The organism is Gramella sp. KN1008 (assembly GCF_004332155.1).
Taxonomy (GTDB): Bacteria; Bacteroidota; Bacteroidia; order Flavobacteriales; family Flavobacteriaceae; genus Christiangramia.
In genome coordinates, this window is sequence record NZ_SJDV01000007.1 from 48526 (window position 1) to 68701 (window position 20176).

The window sequence follows — 20176 nt, forward strand, 5'->3', positions numbered from 1 at the left end:
TATGAAAATTTCGTGAAGATCAATCCTGTACACTTAATGGAATGATCCTGAAATTATGCTTTTTTCTTAAAAAACTCTGAATAATATGCTGTGCGTCCCTGTTATTATCCATAGGAGTAATGATAGAGCGAATGATATCTAGGTTATTTACCTGGTGGTTCAGGTTAAAATACCCCACGCCTTTAAACTCTCCATCTTCTATTAACAAAGCACTCTTTTCGTCAATTTCACGGCCTTTTCCAATCAAGAGCATATTCTGATTTTCATACGAATAGCGGTCAATAAGTTCGCTCACCCGTATATTATATTCTTCGGGACTTTCCTCTTCCACACAGGCTCCAAAACAGCTTTTGATGGTATATCCAAAACAGTTGCCATCTCCGCCGTGAAGACCCGAAAGCCTTTCGCATAGTTCATATTCTTCCACCCATTTGGTAAGGGAGTTTTTGGCAGATCTCAGGTTACTGAATGTGGTGATATTCTTCCTGTTCCTATTCGCCCGGCCAATCTTAAGGTTCAGATAACCGTTTTCATCTTTGAAATGATATAGCGCATGACTGAAAATATCTCTTTTCAGAGATTTGTTATAACGGGGCTTTATTTCCTTGATCTCCTGGTTTTCTTTTAGAAGCGCGATAAGTTCGGTCCCGGTAAGTTCATAGGAAACAGAAACTACTTTACGCTGCATTTCCCTGGACTTGGGATTGTCATTGGTAAAATGCTGGTTCACCCTTTTTTTGATATTCCTGGATTTACCCACGTATATGATCTCACCATTCTCATCATGAAAATAATAGACTCCGGTTAATGAAGGCAGTTCTTCCAGAATATAAACCAGTTTGGTATCCATCATACGTTTTGGTTCCTTACGCACGTGTTCTTTAAGGATATTCTTTTCAGTATCCTTTGCGAGCAGCATCTTGAAAAGCTTGATGGTAGCCTGAGCGTCCCCCGCAGCCCTGTGCCTGTCGCTTAAAGGAATCCCAAGGGATCTAACCAGTTTACCAAGACTGTAGGAAGGAAGTCCCGGGATAAGCTTCTTTGAAAGTTCCACCGTACAAAGACTTTTCCTTTCAAACTCAAAACCCAGTCTTCTATATTCGGTTCTAAGGATGCGGTAATCGAATTTGGCATTATGGGCAACCAGGATACAATCTTCAGTGATCTCTACGATACGCTTAGCGATCTCGTAGAATTTCGGAGCATTCCTGAGCATCTCGTTATTAATGCCGGTGAGGTTTACCACGAACGGCTGAATTGGCTGTTCAGGATTTACCAGGCTAATTAACTGATCGGTCACCTGATGTCCGTCAAACCTATAAATCGCGATCTCAGTGATCCCTTCTTCATTATATTTCCCGCCGGTAGTCTCTATGTCTAATATCGCGTACAAATACTTCTCTATTAATTAATTATAATTTCGCGCGCCAAATATACTACTTCCTATTCTAACCATAGTAGAACCGCATTCAATTGCGATCTTATAATCGCCGCTCATTCCCATGGACAGCTCTTCAAGAGCAGGATAATCCATTTTCAGTTCTTCGAAGACCGATTTCAGATACTGGAATTCCGAGCGTACCTGGTCTTCGTCATCAGTAAAGGTGGCCATTCCCATCAGGCCGACGATCTTTACATTCTCCATTTTGGAGTAGGCTTCTGAAGCAAGGATCTCTCTGGCTTCATCATCTGAAATTCCAAATTTTGAATCTTCTTCGGCTATCTTTATCTGAAGCAGGCAGTTGATGACGCGATCGTTCTGTTTCGCTCTTTTATTGATCTCTTTCAGAAGTTTAAGACTGTCTACGGCATGGATCAGTGACACGAAAGGTGCCATATATTTTACCTTGTTCCTTTGAACATGGCCCACCATATGCCACTCGATATCTTCAGGAAGTTCTTCCTGTTTATCGGTCATCTCCTGAATCTTATTCTCTCCAAAGATACGCTGGCCGGCGCGATAGGCTTCCAGGATATCCTCGTTTGGTTTCGTTTTAGAAATTGCCACGAGCTTCACGTTTTCGGGAAGCTCGTCTTTATAATTCTTGATGTTTTCAGAAATATTCATCCTTCTATATTTTAATATGAGGATCTGGAGTCAATTCTGGTATTCGAACTCCGTGTTCCGGGTGACCTAGAACTCGTAAATCGTCAGGCCACTACGTAATTTAGGTTCAATATAAGTACTTTTGGGTGGCATAGTCAAATTTTCATCTGCAATTTGCTTAATTTCTTCAATTTCAGCAGGAAGCATGCCAAAGCCCACCGCGAAATCACCTTTGTCCACCTGGGATTTGATTTCTATAAGGTCGTTAAGCCCTGGTATATAGGAAATGCGTTTATCATGTCTTAGATCTTTGATGCCAAGAATTGGTTTCAGGATCTTCTCATACAGGATATAAGAATCCAGCTGGCTGAGCGAATCGGTGAACTGGTAATGTGTTTTTCGCAGGTAAAGCGAGTAAAACTCACCATCCAGGTACATATAAAAATGATGCTTTTTAGAGGGCTTATAAATGTTATGCCCCCTGTCTTCGATCCTGAACCATTCATCAAGCAGGATGAGGAACTCTTCCTTGGTATGACCGTTAAGATCCCTCACAAGCCTGCTGAATTCATAGATCCTCAGATTGCTTTCTGAAATTAAATAGCTCATAAAGAAATTATAGGATTCATCTCCCGTGTGCCCGGGATTCAGTTCCCTGCTTTCCTTTGCAAGCAGATATGAAGAAGCACTGCGGTGGTGACCGTCAGCGATATAAATCTTCTCCAGTTTGTCAAATTCGGCTTTTATCTTTTCAATACTTTCTGGATTGTCTATTAGCCATAGTGAATGTGTTTCCTTATTTGCCGTGGCAAACTCATACTCTGGCCGGGTAGTCATTCTTTCTTCCAAAAGCTCATCTATCACAGGGTTATCGGGATAGGTTAGTAACACAGGTTCGGTATTGAATCCCACTACTTTGAGATATTCCTTAAAAAGTTCTTCTCGGTAGGCAATGGTGTCTTCGTGTTTTCTTATCGCGTTATTTTCATAATCTTCAACGCTCGCTGCCGCAATTATACCACAGCAGCAGCCTTCCCTGCTATTGATCTTATAAATATAGTAACAGGGACTTTCATCCTGAATCAGGGTACTTTCTTCCTTGAATTCCAGGTAACGGTTCCTTACCATCCCAAAGCGTTTGTCACCACCAATCTCGTGCTGGAACTTATAACCGGGATTAATGATATGTAAAAACGAATACGGATTATATTCCAGCTGGGCACGCAATTCTTCTTCACTATAGTCCTCATAAGAACGTGAAGTGACCAGGCCGGCATATGCGGGCGCAGGCCGTACTGCTTTGAATGGAAGTATCTTTGTCAAATTATTGCCTGTGTTTTAAAAGAGATTTCTCCCTAAGGTCAAAATGACAACATCTGTGAGTCATTCCGAGCATCGCGAGAAATCTCATCTCAATACTAAAGTCTAACCACTAAACTGAGACGAAACCTTTTCGGCTTTTCTGCTTTCAGAATAGTCATAGAAGCCTTCACCTGATTTTACCCCTATTTTCCCGGCTCTAACCATATTGGTAAGTAACGGGCAGGGGGCGTATTTAGGATTCTTGAACCCATCATACATTACTTCGAGTATGGAGTGGCAAACATCAAGCCCGATAAAATCGGCAAGTTGAAGTGGTCCCATTGGATGCGCCATTCCCAGTTTCATTACGGTGTCTATTTCGTAAACGCCGGCTACCCCATTATAAAGGGTCTCGATAGCTTCGTTTATCATTGGCATGAGGATCCTGTTAGCCACAAAACCTGGATAATCATTAACCTCTACCGGAACTTTGTTCAGTTTTTCAGACAGCCCCATCACCGTTTTGGTTACTTCATCACTGGTATTATAACCTCTAATGATCTCAACCAGTTTCATCACCGGTACGGGGTTCATAAAGTGCATCCCAATAACCCGATGCGGATTGGAAACTGCCGAGGCGATCTGGGTTATGGAAATAGAGGAGGTGTTAGTCGCCAGAATGGTATCTTCTGAAGTATGCTGATCAAGGTGACGGAAGATCTTCAATTTAAGTTCCGTATTTTCGGTTGCCGCTTCAACCACCAGACCTGTATTTTTAACTCCTTCCGAAATGTCGGTATAGGTCGTTATGTTTTCAAGGGTGTTGTTCTTGTCTTCTTCACTGATCTTTTCTTTTGAGACCATCCTGTCAAGATTTTTGGAAATGGTATCCATTCCCTTTTTCAGGCTTTCTTCAGATATATCGATCAACTGGACTTTATAGCCGTACTGGGCAAAGGTGTGTGCTATTCCGTTACCCATGGTTCCGGCTCCTATTACTGCTACGTTTTTCATATTATTAGTTTTACTTTTCAAAGTTGCCGCCAAGCTGTCCTGATAGCTATCGGGATGTTATCTTCTCATTCAAATTATAGAAATCCTGTAATTGACGATTCAACAGAGTTAAATAAGTTAAGGATGACAGATCTTAATTCAAATTCATTATTTATACATCAAAGCCGGCAATCACCTGATTGGCCACCCTTAATGCTTTGGCTCCCTGCTCCATGGTCACTACCGGCTCCGTATCATTGTTAATGGCATCGGCAAAGCTTTCCAGTTCGTCAAGAATGGCATTATTGGCTGATACTTCAGGGTTATCAAAATAGATCTGTTTTTTGATCCCTTCGGCATTTTGAAGTATCATGGCATAATCATCGGGCTTTTCAGGCGCGTCTTTCATCTTCACCACTTCACATTTCTTTTCGAGAAAATCTACAGAAATATAAGCGTCCCGCTGGAAGAACCTGGATTTTCTCATGTTCTTCATCGAAATTCTGCTCGCTGTAAGATTAGCCACACAGCCATTCTCAAATTCGATACGGGCATTCGCGATATCGGGAGTGTCGCTAATTACTGAGACTCCGCTGGCATTGATCTTTTTCACTTCAGACTTTACCACGCTGAGAACGGCGTCTATATCATGGATCATAAGGTCCAGCACCACGGGAACATCGGTGCCCCGAGGATTGAATTCCGCAAGGCGATGAGCCTCAATGAACATGGGGTTTTCTATGCGATCTGAAACCGCCTGAAAAGCGGGGTTGAATCGTTCAACATGCCCTACCTGTCCTTTTACATTATGTTTTATGGCAAGCTCAATTAGCTCCTTAGCTTCTTCAAATGTGTTGGTAATTGGTTTCTCTATAAAGAGGTGCTTCCCCGCGGATATCACTTTCCGGGCTACCTCAAAATGGGAAAGGGTAGGAGTGACCACATCTATCATATCGCATTCGGCAATAAGATCATCAAGATTTTCGAACATCTTATACCCGAATTCTGAAGCTACTTTTTCGGCATTCTCCTTGTTTGCATCATAAAATCCGATGAGTTCATATTCTTCGGATTGTTTTAAAAGTTTGAGATGGATCTTTCCAAGATGGCCTGCGCCCAGGACTCCTGCTTTTAGCATATTTTTGCATTTTTCACAAAAATAGCATTTTGATATTAAATACTTTATAAAATAAGGCCAAATCCCGCCGGGTTTTTGCTTGGGATAAATCAGCTTCTTTCCCTAATTTTATAGCCTGATTAAAGCATAACCGAGTTGAAAGATACCTATAGACATCAGGGCAAGAGACAGCAGCTGGTAAAGACTGTGAAAAAGAAGGGAATTACCGATGCAAAGGTGCTTGCGGCCATAGGGAAAATACCCCGCCACCTTTTTATGGACAGCAGTTTTGAAGATCATGCGTACCAGGATAAGGCATTTCCCATCGCTGCTGATCAGACCATCTCACAGCCCTATACCGTGGCATTTCAGACCCAGCTGCTGGAAGTGGAGAAAGGCGAGAAGGTACTCGAAATAGGGACGGGTAGTGGTTATCAAACCGCTGTACTTTGTGAGCTTGGCGCTAAGGTATATAGTATTGAACGCCAGCGGGAGCTCTACAAGAAGACCAAAAGCTTTCTTCAGAACATAGGCTACCGCCCTAAATATCTAAGTTTTGGAGACGGTTATAAAGGCCTGCCGGAATACGCTCCTTTTGATAAGATCATTGTGACTGCCGGCGCGCCAGAGGTTCCAAAAGACCTGCTTGGCCAGCTTAAGGTAGGAGGCAGGATGGTGATCCCGGTAGGAAGCGATGTACAGACCATGACACTCTTCATTAGAAAATCTGCAAAGGAATTTGATAAAACGGAATTCGGTTCTTTCAGATTTGTGCCTCTGCTTGAGGATAAAAATTGACAATTTCACCTTTCAATGAATTTTTAATAAGAGGAGGAATTATTCACTTACTTTCAGAAACCGGAATGTTCTTTAAGTCATTTTAAGTGAGAAAAGCGAATGAAAAACCTCATATAAACTGATTCCCAGCTTAAGAAAGAATTTTTTCTATCACAAGGGGAAAAACACCAGTTGGCCAATTACTAATTAGCTATTATCAATTAATAAAAAAAGCCCCGCAAAACGAGGCCATTTTTATTTTGTAGAAAATTTCAATTATTTCCCGGTCGTGTCAGCTGCCTTATCCACTACAAGTCGGGCATCCCTGTTCGCAATCTCCCAGGCCGTAAGAAAAACGAGTTTAGCTCTTTTAGCCAGTAGGTCATATTCGATTTTTTCAGGAGTATCGGTTGGTTTATGATAATCGGCGTGAGTTCCGTTGAAATAGAAGATAATTGGGATATTATTCTTGGCGAAGTTATAGTGGTCACTTCTATAATAGAAACGATTAGGATCGTTCTCATCATTATAAGTATAATCAAGGTCAAGGTTCATAAACTTCTTATTCACAGCTTCACTCAGATCATGAAGGTCCGTGCTCAATTTATCACTTCCAATAAGGTAAACATAATCGTCGTTTCCTTGATGTTGAGGGTCTATACGGCCTATCATATCTATATTAAGATTGGCCACAGTATTTTCCAGCGGAAATATTGGCTCGTCTGTATAGAATTTAGAACCTACCAGGCCTTTTTCCTCTCCGGTAACGTTTAGGAAAAGAATGGATCTTTTTGGGGTGTAACCATCCTTACTTGCTTCTACGAATGCTTCGGCGATCTCAAGGATTCCCACGGTCCCGGAACCGTCATCATCGGCGCCGTTATAGATGTTACCATTCTCGTCTATTCCCACATGATCATAGTGAGACGAGATCACAAGCACTTCATCAGGTTTTTCTGAACCTTTAAGGAAAGCCACTACATTTTCGGTAGGTTTTACGTTACCACGTTTAAAGTAGCTGGTGGGAACTTCCTGGTAATAGTCATCGCCACCAATAGGAGAAACGAGTTTCAGTTGTTTATATTCATTTTTAAGATATTCCGCGGCTTTTTTCTGCCCCGGTTCACCGGTTTCACGACCTTCAAACTCATCACTGGCAAAAGTGTACAAATGTTCTTTTAGCTCAGGAGCAGTGATCGTATTCGCATATTCCATCGGATCGGCATTCTCTATCTTCTTATTCTGCGCACTGCAGGCTGTAAGTATGGCCGGAATGGCCAGAACCAGTATTTTTTTCATTTTAAGTTTAAATTTTATGATAATGCCGGGCAATATAACAGATTTAAGCTAAAAATGCAGAACCTGAAAGCTTAAAAATCCCATAAAAACATTTATTCAGCCAAAGCTTTTTCAATGGCTGCCTTTACCAGTGGCTCCATCACTTCATAGCCTTTTTCATTAGGATGCACTCCATCTTCAGAATATTCCTTCTTCATTCCTGCATCTTCCCGGTTCATATGGCTAAAATAATCCAGATAAATATGTCCGTTCTCTGCAGCATAATTTTTTAGCCATGAATTTAGTTCGGCGATTCTGGGCACTGGTTCCAGGCCCGGGCGCCAGGGATAATCATAGACCGGCAGTACGGAGCTTAGAATAACCCTGATATCATTCTTTTCTGCCAGTACAGCCATAGCCCTGATATTATCGGTGATCATTTTAACCGAAGAGAATCCGGTATTCGCGGCAAGGTCGTTAGTCCCGGCCAGAATCACCACAGCTTTGGGGTTGAGGTCCAGGACATCCGGCATGAACCGGACTAGCATTTGTGGAGTTGTTTGGCCGCCAATGCCTCTGCCCAGGTAGTTATTTTCTGTAAAAAAATCAGGATGCATATCGGCCCAGCCTTCAGTAATGGAGTTGCCTATAAAGACCACATCGGGCCAGTTGGACTCCTTAACGATCTCCCGGTTTTCCTGTTGGTAGTGTTTAAGTTGGGCCCAGTCCTGTTCCATTAATTCTTTATAATCTTTGTGTTGCGCGCTTAAAGAAATGAAAATTAACAGAAAGCAGGAGATAGAAAAGGATGTTTTTAACATTGGGGTAAGATTTTGGATTACTGAGTGATTATTAAAGCATAAAAATATCAAAAATGCTGATATATAAGGAGCTGGAAAAAAGCCCGAAAAAAGTTTAGGTTTTAGTTGTTGTAAATTAGAAAAGCTTATTATATTTGCATCCGCTAAGCAGGAACGGCACAAGCATCCTGAGATATATTGGAGGAATGGCAGAGTGGTCGAATGCGGCAGTCTTGAAAACTGTTGAGGGTCACACCTCCGGGGGTTCGAATCCCTCTTCCTCCGCAAAGTAAAACCCGCAATGAAAATTGCGGGTTTTTTTATTTCAGAAAACCGGGGAGCTTGCTTCCACCAGGTCGGGAAAATAAAAATGACACTGCCAGAGCAGTGTCTATATTCTTTATACCAGGACGCTTATAATAATTGCCTTTATCTTAACTCCAGAACGCTAAAAAAAGCGTTATGGTCTGACGCAATGCTGTCGTTAACTACTCTGGTGTCCAATATCTTCCAGCGTTCTTTAGGATAGAAAAGGATATAATCTATCTTTTTATCAGGCTTACCCGAGGGATAGGTAGGCGCGGGTGACGGGGAAGTATCGGCGGCGGTCCATTTATTTAAAAGAAAGGTGATCTCCGGGCTGCCGGGTTCGGCGTTCAGGTCTCCTGCCAGGATCATAGGTTGCCCTTGTGTTATTAGTGAATTCAGTTTTTTAACCTGCAGCAGTCTTTCGCTGTTGTCTTCCTTATAATCAAGATGTGTGCTCATAAAAATAAGGCTGTCTTTCATTGCCAGTGGCACCGAGACCTTAGCTGCTGTCCGGGGTTCGTTGCCGGGATTTCCTGGCAGTGAAATGTTTTCGGCATTGAAAAAGAGCTTTTTACTCAGTATTCCCACCCCGTACTCACCATCATCAAAATCCATGGCTTTGGCAAAATAGGCCTTCATACCGGTTAAAGTTGCCAGTTCCTTAAGGATGTCACGTTTATGCGATCTTAGGGTCCTGATGTCAATCTCCTGGAGTGCGACAAGGTCGACCTCCAGATCATTTATAATTCCTGCAATCCTCTCCAGATCAAAACTATTGTCGGTATTGGAACCATGATGTATGTTGAAACTCAAAACCTTTAACTTCTGTGGTTCGTCACCAGTCTGGGCTAGGCTAAGTGTAGTGAAAGAAAGAAGACAGATAAGAACAAGGTATTCTTTAGCTAACATGGTCTGGGATTTACAGGCCAATGTACTCAAAAAAATTATGCCCGGAGGGTGGTCTGTTAACAAACTATCTCCATGACGAAAAATCTCGGGTTACCATTGTAATTCGATTATAGAAAGGCAATATTAACGAGCCATCGAATCTTTGAAATATTCCCAGGCCTCTTCGCTTCCCTGTATATGGTAAACATTTCCTTTTCGGAATAATAAGGTAAGGCCTCCTACACCGGCTCCTATGGGCGCACCTGCCAAAGCTCCCAGTAAGGCACCTTCCCGGGAATTGAAAAGCCAGTCATCTTTCGTGTCCTCGGCCCCTATAATCCCGCCAACAACACCTCCGGCCAGTGCGCCGATGATCACATTGTTAGCGGCTGAATGTCTTGTTTTTATAAGATGTATCCTATCCATCCCGGTTTCTGAATATCCCATTCCAGATTTTAAGGTTAAAGTCTGTTCGCTGATATTCACGATCTTTCCCTTTGCGATCTTTTTTCCGTTCACATCGAACACCCGGACGAAAGTGTCTTTAAATCTTAACGGCGCCTCTGGTTCCTGCGAAAAGAGTGGTGTGCAGAACATAATACTGAAGAGTACTAATAGTGTTTTCATAAGATTGGTATTAAGTGAAAAACCATTATTGCATTAAGTGAGATCTGGCCGATCACACTTTGTAGGAAAGATCATTTTCTAAAGTTAAGAAAATTAGCTGATTACGTAATTAAAAAACAGGAACGGCATGTCTTTTTTTCATCCGTAGTGTATTTACAGCTCAGTTGATGATCTTACCGTCTTCCATCTCGATGATGCGGTTGGTCTTGCTGGCAAAATCCTTATCATGGGTGACGATTAGAAGGGAAAGACCATCTTCATCACTCAATTTTTTAAAGATCTCAAAAACAAGTTCTGAATTATAACTATCAAGGTTCCCGGTAGGTTCATCTCCCATAATGATCAGAGGGTCATTGATTAGCGACCTGGCAATGGAAACCCGCTGTTTTTCCCCACCCGAAATTCTCGACGCCTTCTTGAGGGCAAGTTTTTCAATGTCCAGCATTCTTAGTTTCTCAATGGCATCATGTTCAATTTCCTGAATACTTTTCCGGCCAAGTTTCTTTGCCGGAAGCATCACGTTATCCAGGACTGAAAATTCTGCCAGTAAATAATGAAACTGAAATACAAAGCCTATATGGGCGCTACGCAGTTGAGAAAGCTCATCTCTGGGTGAGCCTGTTATGAGTTTATCATTTAAGTACAGGTCTCCTTCATAATCTGTGTCCATGGTAGAGAGGATGTAAAGCAGGGTCGATTTACCGCAACCAGATTTTCCCATTATGGAAACAAATTCTCCTGGACTCACTTTAAAGCTGATATCGCTAAGCACATGGAACAATACCGGCTTCTTAAAGTACTTGTTGATATTTTTTGTTTCAAGAACTGTTCTCATCTCACTTCTTATTGTCCTCTTATTATAGTTACCGGGTCTATCTTTTTAGCTTTTATAGAAGGCAGGTAACCCGCTAGAAAGGTGGAGACCAGCGCGAAACATATTCCTATTACATAAAACCAGGGGTTATAATTGATAGGATAGGTGGTCACGGTGGGCAACGCTTCGGTTTTAAAAGGGATCCCGTCTATTACTGAAGAGAGCACATACCCTATCAGAAGTCCCAAGATTCCCCCGGCAAAACCTATAATCATGGCCTGGCTCATAAAGATAAGTTGCACGTCTTTCCCTGAAAAGCCAGTGGCTTTCAGGATCGCGATGTCATTCATCTTTTCATAGATGAGCATATTAAGAATATTATAGATTCCAAAGCCTGCTACGATGAGCAGGGTAATGGAGACCGAATAGGTAATAAGGTTACGTATGGTGGAGCCCGTTTCAAACTGGGCATTTGCCGTGTTTATATCTATGGCCTGCAGGTTGAACTGCTCCCTTATTTTCTCTGCCAGCTGTGGCGCGTAGTCTATATCTTTAAGTTTGATATTGATATCTGTAATATAGTTTTCCGGCTCACCCAGGATTCGTTGTACGGTCTTTATTGAAGCGAAACTCTGAACATTATCCAAATCGGCTATCCCACTTTGAAAGATCCCGGCAACCTTTAGCGGAAAGGTGCCTCCCTTTATGGTACTTATCTGTACCCTGTCTCCCTGGGATATGGACAGTTTTTTTGCTACTCCCGCTCCCAGGAAAATGCCATTATTAATGTTCTCCAGGCTCTGCGCATCTCCTTCTAGCAGGTAATCTTCAAAATTGAAATACCTTACTTCCTGCATCGCATCGATGCCTGTAAGATTACCTCCAAGCTCTATGGACCCTGAAATATAGAATATCTGGGTCTTTAATTGCGGAATGGCGGCGAGCACATTATTATCCTTTTCAAGATGTTCCATTAAGGGAAGTGCATTATGGATCTTTTTCTGAGACTGTTTGGGCCTGACGGAATGGACCATCTTAAAGCTGTCCGCAAATTCTGAATAGAGGTCTGCAGGTTGTGTCTCCGAAGCCCTTATCTCATTATAGACATGTACGTGTGGTGTCTGGTTGAGTATAAGGCTGTCCAGCATCTGGTTTAAGCCGGTCATGAATCCAACCAGGCTTATGTAAGATCCTATTCCGAAGGTTACCCCCAGGGCAGCGATCGCCGTCTGCCTGAATTTGGTTAGCAGATGTTTTCTGGCGATGCCTAGTATCAATCTCCAGTTAGTCACGGAATGGGTTTATAGATCCATGTATCTTTACTAATCCCCGAAGTTATTTCTACCATTTCCATGTTTTGCATGCCGGTAGTAACGTGGATAAGGCCGTCTTCAGTTCTTACGCTGGAATCACCCACTAGATAATTTCGGGGAATGCTAAGCACATTCTTCTTACGGCCAATAAATATGTTTGCTTCTCCCGATAGACCGGGGTAAAGGATAGGGGGTGTATTCCTGAACCTGGCTTCAACGGTAAAGGTCTGGTTAAACTCATCTTTTTTTGGAAATATCTTGTGTATCACCGCTTCGAATACCTCCCCCTCATAGGCATCAAGCTGAATAAGCACCTGCTGCCCCTTCTTCAATCTGACTATATCCACCTCGTCCACCAGCAGGTTGGCCACAAAAACCGAATCACTACCAAGGCTTGCCAGGGGCTCCTGTGTGGTTACTATCTCTCCTTTATTTTTGTAAAAAGCATATATCTTACCGTTTATCTTACTGTGAATGGTATATTCTGCTGTATTGATAAGGGAGGTCTCGTAATTGTTACGAGCCTGTTTTAACTGTGTTTCCAGTTCATTTCGGGTAAGGCGATATCTGTTCTGCAGAAGCTGCAACCGGTTCCGTGACAATTCATAAGCCAGTTTTTTCTCTTCGTATGCAGATTGCGAACCAATTTGTTGCTCCCAGAGCTTTTCCTGTCTTTTAAAATGAACCGAGTCATTATGGAGCTTCAGTCTTGCAGCTTCCATTTCATCTTCAATGCCGTCTAATACCGTTCTCTCACCGCTCAGATTCTCTTGGGCGAGTTTAAAGGATAACAGGGCGTTCTGGGTGTTAAGTTTGGGGTTGCTATTCACTATCTGCAGGATGGGATCCCCGACTTTAACCAATTCTCCTTCTTCAACGAATGCTTTATCCATTATACCGTTCACTGTCGAATAGACCTTATACAGACTGTCTGGTTGCACTTTTACGGATGCATAGACGAATTCCGTTAGATCTCCGTATACCGGGAGGATCTTTTCCTCGTTGGTATTACAGGATAGGAATAGAAAGCAAACCAATATTCCTGTTATCTGCCTGGCCATGAGAAGGGTATTTACCTCAAATTTCCTGTATTATCGCAAATTTAATAATGATCAAAATCATATTTAACTGTTTATAAAGCTCTTTAGGTCTGTTTATTTTGAAATGGATTATACTAGAGATGAAACCTGATATAGGACGTTTTTCGTCTGGTCATAAATTTCTGAAATAAAGATGGTAAGAGTTAAAGAAAACTTCAATACAGTTCATTCCCGTTGAAGTATGTCGTTAGTTTTGAATCAAATAGGTTAGACTAATTTAAAATAGGAGGTATAAATGACAGAAATGTTCTAAGAAAATGTTTTCAAAGAATTTTTAAAAAAATTATTAATTACTGAATTAGTCGAGGAAAATCCCCACCGGAAAGCGGGGATTTTTTTATACCTGTATTCCCTATAAGTTTTTAACTATTATTCGAGTAGTTTTATATGGGATGTCGTATTACAATCTAAAGCTTTCTAAGCCAGATATTCCTGAACTGTACTTTGGTCTCGTGGTCCTGAAGGGAGATCACATCCTCTCCATGGGCCTCTGGATAATTATGAAGTCCAATATAAAGGGTTAGTCCATTGATGGTCGCGTTGTTCTGTACTACCACTCCGTTATGCATTACGGTTATTCTGGCGGGACTATCCAGCTTTCCATTTTCTTTAAAGCGAGGTGCCGTATAGATCACATCATAACTGTTCCACTCTTCGGGAGACCTCATGGCGTTTACAAGAGGGGGATGGTCTTTATAAATACTTGCGGCCTGGCCATTGGAGTAGGTTCGGTTATTATAGGAGTCCAGTATTTGCAGCTCATACCGATTCTGGAAAAAGAGTCCGCTGTTTCCGCGGCCCTGCCCTGAATATTGAATCTCATCTGGTGCGCTCCACTCGAGATGCAGTTGGATATCCCCAAATTTCATCTTTGTCTGAATACCCCCGGTACCGGGAACCACTTCAAAATATCCGTCTTTGATCTGCCATGGAGCAGGGCGGGTAGTGTCTTTCTGGCTTACCCAATTGTTAAGATCCTTGCCGTCAAACAGAATAATGGCATCTGAAGGGGCATCACCAGCTTCTTTCCCCGGTTCTATCACTTCTACCCGGGGCTCCCAGATCTCGGTCATTTCTGGTTTCATTGGCATTGGTGAGACTTCCGGTGGAGTAGTAGGATACTCTTCTTGAGCCTGGCTTATATAACTCACTAATAAAATAGTGGGTAGAAGGAAAAGGCTAAGCTTCTTCATTTTAGGCGTATTTATTGAATTTCCTAAAATAAGCTTATAAGTGATAGAATCAAAGAAGGGATGAATAACTACTCCCTTGAGTACAATCTTTTTCCAGTTTTTCGCAGTTAAATAAATTTTAAATGTTCAGGGGTGAGATATTTTTCACTACCTTTAATGCTGTCATTCAGGGTGCTACATTAAGATGGGCTGAGAAAAGACCTGTGGATTGTCTGGATAATGCCAGATAAAGAGTATGACACTCAAAGGGAACAGTTAATGTGAAATATTCATTTTTGTTCCCTTTGTTCCTTTATATAGAATCCTAAATTTCCTGTAGCCTTGCCAGTATTTTCAGTAATTCGATCTGGGTTTGTAAAAGTTTGTTCTGCAATTTTATTTGTTTCTGTCTCGCTGAGATAAGGCTGTTCTCTCTTGAATTTACCAGAAAAACAGAGCTTTCCCCGAGTTCCATTTTTCGTTCTTCACCTTCTAGCATCTGACGATAAGAAGAGACCAGGTTTTCCATCATCTTATTCTGCGTTTCCAGTGACCTTCTTTGTTCTTTTATTGCGGCTATCTTATTTCGTAATTCCAGCCTGCCTGTATATAGATCAAACCCGGCATTTTCAAGTTTTATTTTGCTAAGCTGAAGATCGCCACGCTCTTTTCTTAAAAATAGGGGTAGACTGAATTTCAGCCCGAATTTATATTCATCATAGTTAAGACTGTTCAGATCCTCATATTCCTCAGCAAGGAAATTATATTCAAGGTCCAGGGTGGGTAATAGTTTATTCGCTTTCAGCCTTTTTTCATATTCCAGTGCCTCCAGCTTATAACGCAGGGACAATATCTTGGGATGGGTTTCAAGCTCATCACTCTCCAGTCCCATTTCCAGACTTACTTTTAGGGGGGCCTGCGCCGGGAAAAGATTTTCATCTATCTCCAAAGGAATATTATTTTCCTGCCAGAGAAAAGTTCCCAGCTTTAAAGCAGCCTTGGTATATTCCAGTTGAGCCTGCTCAAGATCCAGATTTCGGTTCTGAAAACTAATTCGTGCCTCCACCGTATCTATGGCCGGTTTATCGCCTTCCTCGAAACTTCTTTTCACTCCTCTTAATCTCAGGGCGGCATTTTCCCTGAAGTCTCTGAACAATTTTAATTCACGGTAGTTCATTTGCCATTCAAAATAAGCTATCGAGGCCTGGTATAAGATCTCATTTAGCATCAATTGCTGCTCAGCTTGCGATTGCTTCCTGAATACTTTAGCCTGTTTTAAGGCTGCCATACGCTCATTGATAAATAGCCCCTGGCCAACCGGGATTGAAATTCCAGCCGCAAATAGACCGCCTTCTGGAACCTTGTTCTGGGGGTTCAAAAACTCCCCTGAATTATTCTCATATTTGGCTTTTAACTCGATGCCATACCAGGTTGGGATCTTGAAACCTGCATTGAGAATATCAAAATATTCAGTTTCTCTGAATTCCTTTCGGTCATAATTGGTTTCCAGTTTAGGATCGAAGCCTCCCCGGGCTTTTCGCACATCGGCTTCTACCCGTTCTATCAATAGACCAGCCTGCCTTACCACCGGATGATTCGCCCTAACTATATCCAGATATTCTTCAAATCCCAGATACAAACTATCCTTTTCCTGAGCGAAATTGAGCAGTGGCAGCGAGATGAACAATATGATTATATATAATCTTCTCATTCTTTAGCTGTTTTTTCAGACTCCGGTGAATAATAATTAGGAGGGAAGCCATTAAGATGACGCCATATCTCATACCAGATGGGGACATCCTCCAATAGAGCCAGGGTATTTGCTCCTGAGCCAACCCTTAATGCATTCGGCCAGGGTTGACCGTCCGGATCCGGGGCCAGTAATACACGGTATTTGCCATTCTCACTAATATAGTTTTCTATAGCCACGATCTCGGCACCGTAGGTTCCATAAGATATATTGGGCCACCCGCTAAAGACGATCGCTGGCCAGCCATCAAATCTTACCCGCACTTTCTCTCCCACGTGTAAAAGGGGAAGATCAAGAGGTTTTACGTATGTTTCAACGGCCAGGTCGTAATTGGCAGGCATGATGCTTACCAGTTTTTCACCCTCCTTAAAGGTTTCTCCAATACCACCCACCAGAGCTTTATTGATATATCCATCCTGGGGAGCCCTTATATAATAAAGCGCATCTCTTATATCGTAATTTACATAGGCATTCTCAAGTTTGCTCACTTCAGCTTCGGTATCATAGCGCATAGACTGGGCGGTGGAACGATCGCTTCGCGCCTTAGCGATCTTATCGCTGTATTCGGCCTCAATACGATTGAGTTCCAGTCTGGCATTTATTATATCGTTTCTGCTGGCCAGCAGTTTATTCTCCTGCGATATGAGTTTTGCCTGGTTTTCCTGTAATTTTAACCGCTTTTCCTCAACATCGGTCATGGCTTTGAGCCCCTCTTCCTTAAGCTTTTGGGTACGCTCAAATTGCGTTTCAGCGATCTTGAGATTTGTTTGGGCAGCCTGCAGGTCTATACTGTCGCTTTTCGTCTTTAATCTTGCCTGCTCCAGCTTGTTTCGGGCCTGTTCCAGTTTCAATTGCTTCTCATTCTGTAACGCCATGATCTGCTGACCCAGAGCATCGATCTTCTCATCATATGAAACCAGAGAATTAGACTTGGCCCTTACCTGTTCACCGGTTCTTCGAACCAGGTCTGGGTCCATATACTCACTTTTCACCTCAGTGATATGAAGTATGGTATCACCTTTTTTTACGAATTCTCCTTCCCGTACATACCACCGGGAGATCTGGCCCGGGATTGGGGATTGGATGGTTTGAGGTCTTTGACCTGGTGTTAAAGTGGTTACAGATCCTGTTCCTGAAATAGTTTGGGTCCAGGGCAGGAAAAGTATGATTAGACCTATCACGGCGAAGATTTTCAGGAAAAGATTCAGATATTTATAATGCCTTTTATGAAATACTTTCTTACCTGCCTCAAACTGGCTAAGGTCAACATGCTCATGCAGGCTGTTTTTAGTAATGTTCAACATCGCTTAAGGGTTGTTTTGAATTTCACCATTGCTGATTCTTATCCTTCGGTTACAGTATTTTCTCCATTCCCTATCCTGGCTTATAACAATGATTGCCCAGGGGTTCGTTTCAGCGAACAGAAAGTTCATGATAGAAGCAGCTTCTTCCTTGTCTATCTGATCCAGGGGTTCGTTAAGCACCAGGAGCTGAGGTTTCTTTACAATGCTTCTGGCCAGTACGATCTTTTTAGCCACGGTATAAGCAAGCTGGCGGCCTTCCGGAAAGATAAGAGCGTCCAGTCCCTTAGGTTGTTGTCTTACAAAATTTGTCAAACCGGTATTCTTCAATACTTCAAAAATGTCTTTCTGCGGAATATTCTGGTCTCCGAAACTTAAATTCTCCAAAAGACTTCCCTCAAAGGGAGATTCCTCGGTAAGCGATTGGCCTATGAGTGAGCGATAATAATTCAGATTGATATTTTGCAGAGAAATCCCATTTACATATATCTTTCCGGAAGTAGGTTCCATCAATCCGGCAATGATCTTCAACAGGGTTGATTTTCCTGCTCCATTGGGGCCTTCCAGGATGATCCTGTCTCCAGGACTTATTTGCAGATTGATATTTTTTAGGATCTCAGTGCCATCATTGGCCACAAAACCTACATTTTTAAGTTCTATTTCCAGTTTAGCATTATCAGCAAAACTCGTATCCCCATCAACAGGTTCCAGTTTCTTGTCCACTACTTCTCCCAGTTTCTCCAGAGATGTAAGCATATCATAAAGATTTTCCAGGCCTATGATCATTTTTTCCACACTGCTTATGATAAGAAGGATAATGATCTCGGCAGCCACAAACTGGCCTATGTTCATTTGCTCATTCAGGACAAGGATGCCTCCAATAATGAGTAATCCGGCAGTTATAAGCACCTTAAAACCTATCATCTGAATAAACTGGAGTCTAAGAATCCTGAAATGGCTTTCCCTTGCGTCCAGATAACTGCTTACCAGCTTATCATTTTTATTTACCGCCAGGTTTGTTTTTCCCGATATTTTGAAGCTGATAAGCGTGCGAGCTACTTCCTGAAGCCAGTGAGCGATCTTATACTTGATCTTTGACTCCTTCATACTGGTGTGGAGCCCCGCCTTCCCGGTATACCTGAATACCAGGTAGATGAGAACTATTAGAAGAAGTCCGTAAAAAATAAAGAACGGATGGTAGAGTGAGAGCAGGATAAGTCCAAAAATGATCTGGAAAATTGCAGCAGGAAAATCCAGCACAAGTTTGGAGATCCCTTTCTGAATACTTAATACATCAAAAAATCTGTTAGCCAACTCCGGTGGATAAAAGTTGTGTAGTTCACTCATCTTTATTTTCGGGAACCTGTAGGCAAATTCGAAAGAGGCACGGGTGAATATCTTTTGCTGAATGTTCTCCAGAATACGTATCTGCATTAATTGTAGTATTCCCACAAATGCGACGCCCAGCGTTACCAGACTCACTAAAACTATCCATGAGGTGCTTATGCGCGCACCCTGAATAAGGTTAACGATGGCCTGAATTCCCAATGGCACAGAAAGGTTCACCAGACCCGCGAAGATCGCATAGTAGACTATCTGCAAAAAGTCTTTTTTCTCAAGTTTGAGAAGTCCCAGGAAACGTTGCCAGGTTGATAGTTTGTTATCGGCCATTATTTTCAATTTTAAGGACGTTTTGTACCAGGTTCTTGAAGTAATCTGGCGGTAATACTTTCTCATTACAATCGGTGATCGATGTAAAATGATCTATTAAAAAATATTGATGAAGCGAACCTTCAATTACCATACTGGCAAGACTTTTTGGAAATTTATATCCAGGATCCACAGCTTTGATCATTTCCGATAATCTACCTACAAGTCTCTTATAGATAAGAAAGTAACCATCTTTGTTCTCGGCATCTACTTCTTTGGTAAGAAAAGACTTTGAGGATTCGTTGATGATGATCTGGTTTAGAGCTACTTCATCTATATGACCAAAGGTTGAATCCCGTTCCACGGGTTTGGTAAGTATCTCTATGGCTGTAAGTAATTTATTTTCAGTATTCTCAATACTGTTGGTAGCAAATACCAGCTGATATTCTTTCCAGCCCCAGTACCATGAGGTAAGGTATACTAGGAACTTATGCTTGTTCTCAAAATAGCGGTAAATAGAGCTTTCATTGGATTTGATACGTTTCCCCAGTTTCCTGAAAGTAAAGTTCTCAAATCCCGATTCACTGATAAGTCTTATGCCATCCTGCACTATTCTTTTACCAAGAGGAGTCGACTCCGGATCTTTAAGGTAGATCTTATTATTTACTCCAATTTTTATATCCTTTAATATGTATTCCATACTATGAAACTTAATCACGCAAAAATAATAGTAAAAGTTTTAAAAATAATAGTATTACTATTATTTTAACCTTTGTTGATGCAGCTAAGCAAGAGAATCTCAAGCATTCATACTTTTTTTCAAAATTTATTTTGTCAATTTCCTGCAATTCATTCAATAAAAACCCGGAAACTGAGCTTAATTTTTCAATTTTAAAATCTAAATGTTCTAAAATTGCCGAAATCATAATTGAGGTTGA

The 20176-nt window shown here is 41.8% G+C and carries 18 protein-coding genes and 1 tRNA gene; 2 read left to right on the forward strand and 17 right to left on the reverse strand.

The features are described from left to right. Positions 1-19: 19 nt before the first annotated feature. The 5 genes from EZJ28_RS13050 to EZJ28_RS13070 all read right to left on the reverse strand — a co-directional run bounded on the left by EZJ28_RS13050 (position 20) and on the right by EZJ28_RS13070 (position 5480). Entirely contained in the window at positions 20-1393 is a 1374-nt protein-coding gene (locus EZJ28_RS13050) for an exonuclease domain-containing protein (RefSeq protein ID WP_131398590.1), read from the reverse strand. 15 nt (positions 1394-1408) lie between these two features. Then, positions 1409-2068, reverse strand: a complete 660-nt coding sequence (locus tag EZJ28_RS13055) for a YggS family pyridoxal phosphate-dependent enzyme (RefSeq protein WP_131398592.1) — start codon at positions 2066-2068, stop codon at positions 1409-1411. Between the two features lie 66 nt (positions 2069-2134). Beyond that, positions 2135-3370, reverse strand: coding sequence for a DUF1015 domain-containing protein (locus EZJ28_RS13060; RefSeq protein ID WP_131398595.1), 1236 nt, complete (start codon positions 3368-3370; stop codon positions 2135-2137). A 102-nt stretch (positions 3371-3472) separates the two neighbouring features. Further along, positions 3473-4363, reverse strand: coding sequence for a 3-hydroxyacyl-CoA dehydrogenase family protein (locus tag EZJ28_RS13065; protein WP_131398596.1), 891 nt, complete (start codon positions 4361-4363; stop codon positions 3473-3475). 151 nt (positions 4364-4514) lie between these two features. Further along, positions 4515-5480: a Gfo/Idh/MocA family protein gene (locus tag EZJ28_RS13070; RefSeq protein WP_131398598.1), complete on the reverse strand. Its 966-nt coding sequence runs from the start codon at positions 5478-5480 to the stop codon at positions 4515-4517. A gap of 135 nt (positions 5481-5615) precedes the next feature. On the opposite strand from EZJ28_RS13070, the gene EZJ28_RS13075 reads away from it, so the two are divergent. Beyond that, positions 5616-6257: a protein-L-isoaspartate(D-aspartate) O-methyltransferase gene (locus tag EZJ28_RS13075; RefSeq protein ID WP_131398600.1), complete on the forward strand. Its 642-nt coding sequence runs from the start codon at positions 5616-5618 to the stop codon at positions 6255-6257. 255 nt (positions 6258-6512) lie between these two features. Here the strand turns inward: EZJ28_RS13075 and EZJ28_RS13080 are convergent, their stop codons facing one another. Both EZJ28_RS13080 and EZJ28_RS13085 read right to left on the reverse strand, forming a co-directional pair. Next, positions 6513-7535 carry a M28 family peptidase gene (locus EZJ28_RS13080; RefSeq protein WP_131398602.1) on the reverse strand — a complete coding sequence of 341 codons (1023 nt, stop codon included), beginning with the start codon at positions 7533-7535 and terminating at the stop codon, positions 6513-6515. 92 nt (positions 7536-7627) lie between these two features. Next, positions 7628-8335, reverse strand: coding sequence for an SGNH/GDSL hydrolase family protein (locus EZJ28_RS13085; RefSeq protein WP_131398604.1), 708 nt, complete (start codon positions 8333-8335; stop codon positions 7628-7630). A gap of 179 nt (positions 8336-8514) precedes the next feature. On the opposite strand from EZJ28_RS13085, the gene EZJ28_RS13090 reads away from it, so the two are divergent. Further along, a tRNA-Ser gene (locus EZJ28_RS13090) sits at positions 8515-8599 on the forward strand. A gap of 144 nt (positions 8600-8743) precedes the next feature. Here EZJ28_RS13090 and EZJ28_RS13095 read toward each other — a convergent pair. The 10 genes from EZJ28_RS13095 to EZJ28_RS13140 form a co-directional block, all read right to left on the reverse strand. Then, entirely contained in the window at positions 8744-9532 is a 789-nt protein-coding gene (locus tag EZJ28_RS13095; RefSeq protein WP_131398606.1) for an endonuclease/exonuclease/phosphatase family protein, read from the reverse strand. 123 nt (positions 9533-9655) lie between these two features. Further along, the gene (locus EZJ28_RS13100) at positions 9656-10138 is read right to left on the reverse strand and encodes a hypothetical protein (RefSeq protein WP_131398608.1); all 483 of its coding nucleotides are present in this window, start codon (positions 10136-10138) and stop codon (positions 9656-9658) included. 160 nt (positions 10139-10298) lie between these two features. Next, positions 10299-10973: an ABC transporter ATP-binding protein gene (locus tag EZJ28_RS13105; protein WP_131398610.1), complete on the reverse strand. Its 675-nt coding sequence runs from the start codon at positions 10971-10973 to the stop codon at positions 10299-10301. 8 nt (positions 10974-10981) lie between these two features. Then, positions 10982-12244 (reverse strand): FtsX-like permease family protein, encoded by a 1263-nt coding sequence (locus tag EZJ28_RS13110; protein ID WP_131398612.1) that lies wholly within the window; start codon positions 12242-12244, stop codon positions 10982-10984. Then, positions 12241-13326, reverse strand: a complete 1086-nt coding sequence (locus EZJ28_RS13115) for an efflux RND transporter periplasmic adaptor subunit (RefSeq protein ID WP_131398614.1) — start codon at positions 13324-13326, stop codon at positions 12241-12243. The genes EZJ28_RS13110 and EZJ28_RS13115 overlap by 4 nt, the downstream gene beginning before the upstream one ends. Positions 13327-13772: 446 nt before the next feature. Continuing rightward, positions 13773-14558 carry a DUF1080 domain-containing protein gene (locus EZJ28_RS13120; RefSeq protein ID WP_131398616.1) on the reverse strand — a complete coding sequence of 262 codons (786 nt, stop codon included), beginning with the start codon at positions 14556-14558 and terminating at the stop codon, positions 13773-13775. A 304-nt stretch (positions 14559-14862) separates the two neighbouring features. After that, a complete protein-coding gene (locus EZJ28_RS13125) occupies positions 14863-16248 on the reverse strand; it encodes a TolC family protein (RefSeq protein WP_131398618.1) in 1386 nt (461 codons plus the stop codon). Next, entirely contained in the window at positions 16245-17591 is a 1347-nt protein-coding gene (locus EZJ28_RS13130) for an HlyD family secretion protein (RefSeq protein ID WP_131398620.1), read from the reverse strand. Before EZJ28_RS13130 ends, EZJ28_RS13125 begins: the two co-directional genes overlap by 4 nt. A 3-nt stretch (positions 17592-17594) precedes the next feature. Further along, positions 17595-19259, reverse strand: coding sequence for a peptidase domain-containing ABC transporter (locus EZJ28_RS13135; protein ID WP_131398622.1), 1665 nt, complete (start codon positions 19257-19259; stop codon positions 17595-17597). Beyond that, positions 19249-19938, reverse strand: a complete 690-nt coding sequence (locus EZJ28_RS13140) for a TetR/AcrR family transcriptional regulator (protein WP_131398624.1) — start codon at positions 19936-19938, stop codon at positions 19249-19251. The genes EZJ28_RS13135 and EZJ28_RS13140 overlap by 11 nt, the downstream gene beginning before the upstream one ends. Positions 19939-20176: the final 238 nt, after the last annotated feature.

Coding starts and splice junctions, on each gene's coding strand:
- EZJ28_RS13055 (WP_131398592.1), bottom strand. CDS start 2,068: ATGAATATTTCTGAAAACATCAAGAATTATAAAGACGAGCTTCCCGAA.
- EZJ28_RS13065 (WP_131398596.1), bottom strand. CDS start 4,363: ATGAAAAACGTAGCAGTAATAGGAGCCGGAACCATGGGTAACGGAATA.
- EZJ28_RS13070 (WP_131398598.1), bottom strand. CDS start 5,480: ATGCTAAAAGCAGGAGTCCTGGGCGCAGGCCATCTTGGAAAGATCCAT.
- EZJ28_RS13080 (WP_131398602.1), bottom strand. CDS start 7,535: ATGAAAAAAATACTGGTTCTGGCCATTCCGGCCATACTTACAGCCTGC.
- EZJ28_RS13085 (WP_131398604.1), bottom strand. CDS start 8,335: ATGTTAAAAACATCCTTTTCTATCTCCTGCTTTCTGTTAATTTTCATT.
- EZJ28_RS13095 (WP_131398606.1), bottom strand. CDS start 9,532: ATGTTAGCTAAAGAATACCTTGTTCTTATCTGTCTTCTTTCTTTCACT.
- EZJ28_RS13100 (WP_131398608.1), bottom strand. CDS start 10,138: ATGAAAACACTATTAGTACTCTTCAGTATTATGTTCTGCACACCACTC.
- EZJ28_RS13105 (WP_131398610.1), bottom strand. CDS start 10,973: ATGAGAACAGTTCTTGAAACAAAAAATATCAACAAGTACTTTAAGAAG.
- EZJ28_RS13115 (WP_131398614.1), bottom strand. CDS start 13,326: ATGGCCAGGCAGATAACAGGAATATTGGTTTGCTTTCTATTCCTATCC.
- EZJ28_RS13120 (WP_131398616.1), bottom strand. CDS start 14,558: ATGAAGAAGCTTAGCCTTTTCCTTCTACCCACTATTTTATTAGTGAGT.
- EZJ28_RS13125 (WP_131398618.1), bottom strand. CDS start 16,248: ATGAGAAGATTATATATAATCATATTGTTCATCTCGCTGCCACTGCTC.
- EZJ28_RS13130 (WP_131398620.1), bottom strand. CDS start 17,591: ATGTTGAACATTACTAAAAACAGCCTGCATGAGCATGTTGACCTTAGC.
- EZJ28_RS13135 (WP_131398622.1), bottom strand. CDS start 19,259: ATGGCCGATAACAAACTATCAACCTGGCAACGTTTCCTGGGACTTCTC.
- EZJ28_RS13140 (WP_131398624.1), bottom strand. CDS start 19,938: ATGGAATACATATTAAAGGATATAAAAATTGGAGTAAATAATAAGATC.